Annotated in this window: 4 protein-coding genes and 1 other RNA gene; 4 read left to right on the top strand and 1 reads right to left on the bottom strand. The window is 72.0% G+C overall.

From position 1 onward, the window contains the following. The 3 genes from OOT46_RS30465 to OOT46_RS30455 all read left to right on the top strand — a co-directional run. The coding region (locus OOT46_RS30465) for a PD-(D/E)XK nuclease family protein (protein ID WP_265407381.1) at positions 1 to 833 on the top strand (833 nt) is incomplete at its 5' end. Positions 834 to 944: 111 nt separating this feature from the next. Continuing rightward, entirely contained in the window at positions 945 to 3,365 is a 2,421-nt protein-coding gene (locus OOT46_RS30460) for a serine/threonine protein kinase (RefSeq protein WP_265407380.1), read from the top strand. Position 3,366: 1 nt separating this feature from the next. Next, on the top strand, positions 3,367 to 5,640 hold the full coding sequence (locus tag OOT46_RS30455) for an HDOD domain-containing protein (protein ID WP_265407379.1): 2,274 nt from the start codon (positions 3,367 to 3,369) through the stop codon (positions 5,638 to 5,640). A 75-nt stretch (positions 5,641 to 5,715) separates the two neighbouring features. Here the strand turns inward: OOT46_RS30455 and ffs are convergent. Continuing rightward, positions 5,716 to 5,813, bottom strand: an RNA gene (gene ffs / locus OOT46_RS30450) — signal recognition particle sRNA small type. Positions 5,814 to 5,943: 130 nt separating this feature from the next. On the opposite strand from ffs, the gene dnaX reads away from it, so the two are divergent. Then, positions 5,944 to 7,203 (top strand): DNA polymerase III subunit gamma/tau (gene dnaX / locus OOT46_RS30445; protein WP_265407378.1); only part of this gene is annotated, 1,260 nt, incomplete at its 3' end.

Below are 7,203 nucleotides of genomic sequence, written 5' to 3'. Positions count from 1 at the left end.
GCTTCGCTTTCATCGCCTCCGAGCGCCAGGCCGCGCCCAGCCTGCAGATCGTCCTCGAACGCGAGCGGCAGGCGCGCCAGCGCGAGGAACTCAACGGCCTCTATGTCGCCATGACCCGCGCCCGCGAACGGCTGGTGTTCAGTGCCACCCAGCCGCACCTGCGGGCTGCCGAGCGCGGCTGGTGGCAACGGCTGGGCGAGGACGCGCCGGGCTTGCAGCCGCTGGAGGCGCGGCCGGAGCCGGTGGCGCAGGCGGGGCCGGCAGCCGCGTCCCCGCCTGCCGCCGAGATCGTGTTGAAGGAACTGCCGCCGCTGTCGCGCCCAGCGGCGGCGACCCTCGCCGGCCGTGCGCCGCCGCGTCATGCCGACGCGGCGCGCGTCGGCGAAGCGGTGCACCGCGCCCTCGAATGGCTGACCGCCGGCGCCGGCGGCCTCGCGGCGGCCGAGGCGGTGGCCGCCGCGGCGGGCAGCTTCGGGCTCGATGCCGGGCAGCGCGAGCTGGCCCGCCGCATGGTGGACGCGGTGCTGGCCAGTCCCTCGTTCCGGCCTTTCCTCGACGGCGACAGCCTGCGCTGGGCCGGCAACGAGGTGGCGCTGAGCTGGCAGGGCCAGGTGCTGCGCATCGACCGGCTGGTGCAGCTGGACCGCGGGCAGGGGGCCGAGTGGTGGGTGCTGGACTACAAGCTGGAGCACGCGCCCGAGCAGCTCGCGGCCTACCGGGAGCAGCTGGCGCGCTACTGCGAGGCGGTGCGCCCGTTGGCCGGGGGCGCGCCGGTGCGCGCGGCCTTCGTCACGGGGCAGGGCGAGGTGGTGGAGCTCGACCCGCCAGGCTAGCGGGCGCACACAAGCGCGAAATGGCGGCACTTTTGCCGCTACCTTGCGGGTTTGTCCGACCCCGGGAGGCTGTCCAATCAGGACAATCACCGGACTTGAAACAGAAGGTATATGGCCGCCCCCGCGACGCTCCACCCGCCGACCCGCACGCTCGGACGCTATGAACTGCGTCACGCGCTGGGCCAGGGTGCGCAAAGCTCGGTCTGGCGGGCCTTCGACCCGCGGCTGGACCGCGAGGTGGCGCTCAAGCTGCACCGCGCCCAAGCGTCCGACCCGCAGGCCTTGGCCGTGTGGCTGCGCGAGGCGCGCGCGGTCAGCCGGCTGAGCCACCCGCACATCGTGCCGCTGTTCGAGGCCGAGGTGCACGAACAGCATCCTTACCTGGTGTTCGAGCTGGTCGAGGGCCAGACCCTCAGCCAGCGCCTGCGGGAGCAGGGCCCGCTGGCGCCCGCCGACGCGGTCAAGCTGCTGGTGGGCGTGCTCGAGGGCCTGGCCCATGCGCACGAGGCCGGCGTTGTGCACCGGGATCTGAAACCGTCCAATATCCTGATCGATGGCGCCGGCCGCGCCCGCGTGATGGACTTCGGCATCGCGGCCAGCCAGCGCCACGGCGGCGCTGACACCTCGGTGGTCGGTACGCCCGGCTACATCGCACCCGAGGTCGCACACGGCCGGCCCGCCACGGCCCAGGTGGATGTCTATGCGGCCGGGCTGGTGCTCTACGAGATGTTGCTGGGCCAGCCGGCCGTGCACGAGCGCGATCCCTATCGTGCCATCTATCGCAACGCGCACGAGGACATCGTGCTGCCGGCGCAGCTGCAGCAGGCGGTGGACGACGGCTTGCGCGCCATCGTGCACCGCGCCACCGCGCGCGACACCGGCGTGCGCTACCCGGGCGCTCGTGACATGCTGGCCGCACTGCGCGCCTGGCTCACGCCGGCCAGCGAGGCCGAGGTCCAGGACGGCGGGCGCAACGGCACCTTGGACTTCCTGCTGCGGCGCATGCGCCACAAGAGCGATTTCCCGGCGCTGTCGGACTCGGTCGGCCGCATCCAGCGCATCGCGAATTCGGAACACGAGAGCCTGGCCAGCCTGGCCAACGAGGTGCTGAAGGACGTCGCGCTGACCCACAAGCTGCTGCGCCTGGTCAACTCGGCCCACTTCCGCACTGCCGGCGGAGGCAGCATCAGCACCGTCTCGCGCGCCGCGGCGCTGATCGGCTTCGCCGGGATCCGCAACCTCGCGCTGTCGCTGATCCTGCTGGAACACATGCAGGACAAGTCCCACGCCTCGGTGCTGAAGGAAGAGTTCCTGCGCGCGATGATGGCGGGCACCGTGGCCCAGGAGCTGGCCAGCGGCTCGCGTGACGCCGAGGAGTCCTTCATCGCGGCGCTGTTCCAGAACCTCGGCCGCATGCTCACCCAGTTCTATTTTCCCGAGGAGGCCGAGCAGATCCGCCGCCTGCTGGAGCCGCAGGGCCCGGGTGATGCACCGGGCGAGGAGAGCGCCGCATTGTCGGTACTGGGCATCGGCTTCCAGGAGCTGGGCATCGGCGTCGCGCGCACCTGGGGCCTGCCCGAGACCCTGCAGCGCTGCATGCGCAAGCTGCCCGGGGACACGCCGTTGAAAAAGGCCGAGCAGTCCACTGACCGGCTGCGCCTGCTCGCCTGCGCCGGCAATGATGTCGCCGACCTGCTGCTGAACACGAGCTCGGCCCAGCAGCCGGCTCAGCTGGCGCAGCTGGCCCTGCGGTACGCCGGGGTGCTGGGCTTGTCGGCCAAGGACATGCAGGAGGCCGTGCGGCGCTCGCGCGAACGCATGGCGGAGGCCGTGCCGGCCCTGCAACTCAGCCCCAAGCCGGGCAGCCGCGCGGCCCGCCTGCTGCCGCCGGGCGCCGGACGGCACGACAGCGACGCCGATTCACTCTCGCCGCATGAACTCGATACCCTGGTGCAGGCCCATGCCCAAGCCCAGGAGGCCGCCACCGCGAGCGCCGCGCCGCCCGAGACCGGCTCGGCCGACCCGGCCCAGACGCTGGCCGCCGGCATCCAGGACATCAGCAACACCCTGGTCGAGAACTTCAAGCTCAATGAAGTGCTGCGCATGATCCTCGAGACCATGTACCGGGCACATGGCTTCCAGCGCGTGATCTTCTGTCTGCGCGACGCGCGCAGCGGCGTGCTGACCGGCCGCTTCGGGCTGGGGCAGGACGCCGAGCGGGTGGCGGCGCAGTTCAAGCTGCAGCTCGGCGGCGCGAGCGACCTGTTCGCGGCGGTCTGCACCAAGGGCGCCGACACGCTGATCAGCGACGCCTCGGCGTCCAACATCGCCGGCCGGCTGCCGGCCTGGTACCGCAGCGGCGTCAATGCGCCGACCTTCCTGTTGCTGCCGCTGGTGCTGCGCAACGCGCCGCTCGGGCTGATCTATGCGGACAAGGGTCGCGCCGGCGACATCAAGGTGACCGAGCGCGAGCTGTCGCTGCTGCGCACCTTGCGCAACCAGGCCGTGATGGCCTTCAAGCAAGCGGTCTGAGATGGAGAACCTCGAAGCGACCACCCTCGGGCACTTGCCCGCCCTGGGCCGCTACCGGCTGGTGCGCGCGCTGGCGCGCGGCTCGGCGAGCAGCTGGTGGCTGGCGCAGGACGCCGCCGCGCTGCGCGAGGTGCAACTGCAGGTGTGGCATCGCCTGCCGCTGCCCGGGCTGGGCAGCCAGGTGTGGCGCGCTGCCGCGGCGCCGGTGATGGCACTGCGGCATCCCAACATCGTGGCCGTGCTGGATGCGTCCATCGAGGACGGCCAGCCGCTGCTGCAGGTCGAGGCAGTCACCGGCGTGGCCTTGTCGCAATGGCTGACCGAGCACGAGGCCATGCCGCCGCGCCAGGCGGCTCTGTCGGTGATTGGCATGCTGGACGGCCTGGCGCACGCGCATGCCGCCGGCGTCGTGCACGGCCGGCTGGAACCCGCCTGCGTGGTGCTGGACATTGCTGGACGGCCGCGGCTGAGCGGCTTCACCGTGCTGCCCGCGCCGCTGGATGTCGATGCGCTGCCCAGCGCCAGCGGGCTGTACCTGGCACCCGAGACCGTGCAGGGCGGGACGTCGGACGCGCGTGCCGACGTCTTCAACGTCGGACTGATCCTGTTCGAGCTGCTCACCGGGCGACCCGCGGTGCAGGACCAGAACCCGCAACGCGCCGCGGCTCGCCTGCTGGAGGAAGACCTGACGCTGCCGCGCGGCCTGCGCGGCATCGAGCATGGCGAGGCCCAACTGCGCGCCATCGTCGCGCGCAGCCTCGCGCGTGACCCGGCGCAGCGCTACGCCAGCGCGGCCGAGCTGCGCGAGGCGCTGCAGGACTGGCTCACGCCGGCCCTGCTCGATGGCAGCGGCGACAGCCGTGCGGCCCGCACGCTGAACCGCCTGATGCAGCAGATCGCCCAGCAGGCCGACCTGCCGGTGCAGGGCGACGTGGTGCGCCGGGTGCGCCGGCTGTCCGGCGCCGAGAAGGTCAACCTCGACGAGATCAGCCGCGCGGTGCTCGACGACGTCGCGCTGACGCAGAAGCTGCTGCGCATGACCAACGCCGCCTACTACAGCTCGGTCGGCGGCGGCAGCATCACGACGGTCTCGCGGGCGGTCGCGCTGATGGGTTTCATGGCGATCCGCGACCTGGCCGGCGCCCTTCCGACCTTGGAGGACCTGCGCGACCAGCCGGTGGCCGAGTCGCTGCGCGAGGAGTACGCACGGTGCCGACTGGCCGGACGTTATGCCGAGCGGCTGTGTCCGACCGAGGCGGAGGAGGAGGAGTCCTTCGTCACCGCGCTGATGCAGAACCTGGGACGCACCCTGGTGCACTTCTACCTGCCCGAGGACGCCGCGCAGATCCGCCAGCTCGCACTCAGCCAGGGCGGCAGCGAAAGTTCGGCGGTGCTCGCCGTGCTGGGCTTGGACTTCGAGGACCTGGGCGTGAGCGTCGCCCGCACCTGGGGGCTGCCCGAGACCCTGGTGCGCGGCATGCGGCGCCCGGCACCCGACGGCCTGCTGCGCCGTCCCGAGAAACGCGACGACTGGTTCCGTCTGCTGGGCGCTCTGGGCAACGAGCTGGCCGAGGTGCAGACGCAGGTCGAGCGGCGCGAGCAGGCCTTGCGCAACACCGCCATCATCGACCGCTACGGGAAGGTGTTGGGACTGACCAGCCAGCAGATCTGGGCCGCGGTGGACGCCGAGCAGGCAGCGCCAGCGGCGCGCGAGGCCGCTGCGGCCGCACGGCCGGCCGCCAGCGCGCCGGCGCACCCGCTGGCGCGCGCAGCAACGCGGCTGCGCGTCGCCGTCGCGCAGTCGCAGGAGGCGCAAGCGCTGCTGCGCATCACGGCCGAGGCCGTGTTCGACACCTTCCAGTGTCAGCATGTCGCACTGGCGCTGCGCGAGCCCGGCACCGACGTCCTGGTCGTGCGCGAGGCCTGCGGGGTGCGCGAGGCGCTGCTGCGCCAGCACTTTCGTTTCCGGCTCGGGCAGGAGGCCGACCTCTTCAGCGCGTTGTGCCTGAAGGGCGCCGACACCTTGATCCGCGATGCCGCCACGCCGACCCTCGCGGCGCGCCTGCCGGCCTGGTTCCACCGCCATGTGCGGGCCGCCAGCCTGATGCTGCTGCCGCTGATCGTCGACGGGGTGCCGGTGGGCCTGCTCTATGCCGACAAGTCGCAGGTCGACGGCTTCAAGCTGGCCGACCGCGAGCTCAACCTGTTGCGGGCGCTGCGGGACGAGCTGCAGAAGGGTCTGCAGCCGCGTCTGACGGGGCAGGCGGGCGGCTGAGGCTGGTCGCTGCAAGCCTGACGCTGGGCTTCCTGGGGAGGAGGAACCCAGACTTGCTGGCTTCCCGAGTAGATGGGTGACGAGCCTTAACCCCGGCACTGGTGGCAACGGTTGGGGCTGCTTCGTTCCCGACCTGACCCGATTGGCCGCGCTCCCATGCGGGGAGGCCCGTCAAGCGCGATTGTAGCCGCATCAGCGACCGCCCGCGGCGCCGGCCGGCAAATCTCCCGCATCCTGCGTGCGCAGCGCATCGCCCGTGCGCCGCCTCGGGGAGTCCGCCCGCGGCCCCGTAGAATCGCGGGCATGAGTTACCTTGTTCTTGCCCGCAAATACCGGCCCCGCAGCTTCGATCAGATGGTGGGGCAAGAACACGTGGTGCAGGCGCTGTCGAACGCCTTGACGCAACAGCGCCTCCACCACGCCTACCTGTTCACCGGCACGCGCGGGGTCGGCAAGACCACCGTGTCGCGCATCCTGGCCAAGTCGCTCAACTGCGTCGGCGCCGACGGGCAGGGCGGCATCACGGCCGTGCCCTGTGGCGTCTGCGAGGCTTGCCGCGACATCGACGCCGGGCGTTTCGTCGACTACGTCGAGCTCGACGCCGCCTCCAACCGCGGCGTCGAGGAGATCTCCCAGCTGCTCGACCAGGCGGTCTACAAGCCGGTGGTGGGGCGCTTCAAGGTCTACATGATCGACGAGGTGCACATGCTCTCCAACACCGCCTTCAACGCGATGTTGAAGACGCTGGAGGAGCCGCCCGAGTACCTGAAGTTCGTGCTGGCCACCACCGACCCGCAGAAGGTGCCGGTCACCGTGCTGTCGCGCTGCCTGCAGTTCAACCTGCGGCCGATGGCGCCCGAAACCGTGCTGGAGCACCTCGGCGGCGTGCTGCAGGCCGAGCAGATCGAAGCCGAGCCGGGCGCACTGCGCCTGCTGGCGCGCGCCGCCCGCGGTTCGATGCGCGACGCGCTCTCGCTGACCGACCAGGCCATCGCCTTCGGTTCGGGCAGCCTGCGCGAGGAGGGCGTGCGCCAGATGCTCGGCGCGGTCGACCGCAGCCATGTCTATCGCCTCATCGAGGCGCTGGCCGCGGGCGACGGCGCCGCCGTGGTCGAGACGGCTGCCCAGCTGCGCGCGCAAGGCCTCTCGGCCCAGGGCGCGTTGGAGGAGATGGCGGTGGTGCTGCAGCAGTTGGCGGTGCTGCAGGTGGTGCCTGAAGCGCTCGACGGCGCCGACCCGGAAGCCGAGGTGCTGACCCGCCTCGGCGAACGCCTGCCGCCCGACGACACCCAGTTGCTCTACAGCATCGCACTGCACGGGCGCAACGAACTGGGCCTGGCGCCCGACGAGTACAGCGGCCTGACCATGGTGCTGCTGCGCATGCTGGCCTTCAAGCCCGCAGGCGGCGGCAACGGCAAAACGGCAGCGGCGCCGCTGCAACGCCCGCAGGCCGCGGCGCTGCGCGTGCCGACGCGCAGCGCGCCCGGCGGCGAGGTGACGGCGCGGGTGCCGGCAGCGTCCGCGCCGGTGCAGCCCCCTGCCGCGCGCGCCGTCCCCGCCGCC

Source organism: Aquabacterium sp. A7-Y (assembly GCF_026153205.1).
In the GTDB taxonomy this organism is placed as follows: Bacteria; Pseudomonadota; Gammaproteobacteria; order Burkholderiales; family Burkholderiaceae_C; genus Caldimonas.
This window is presented reverse-complemented; position numbering and strand designations above follow the sequence as displayed.

What these genes read in the sequence shown, in the direction of transcription:
- OOT46_RS30455 (WP_265407379.1), top strand. Translation starts at nt 3,367, where the DNA reads ATGGAGAACCTCGAAGCGACCACCCTCGGGCACTTGCCCGCCCTGGGC.
- OOT46_RS30460 (WP_265407380.1), top strand. Translation starts at nt 945, where the DNA reads ATGGCCGCCCCCGCGACGCTCCACCCGCCGACCCGCACGCTCGGACGC.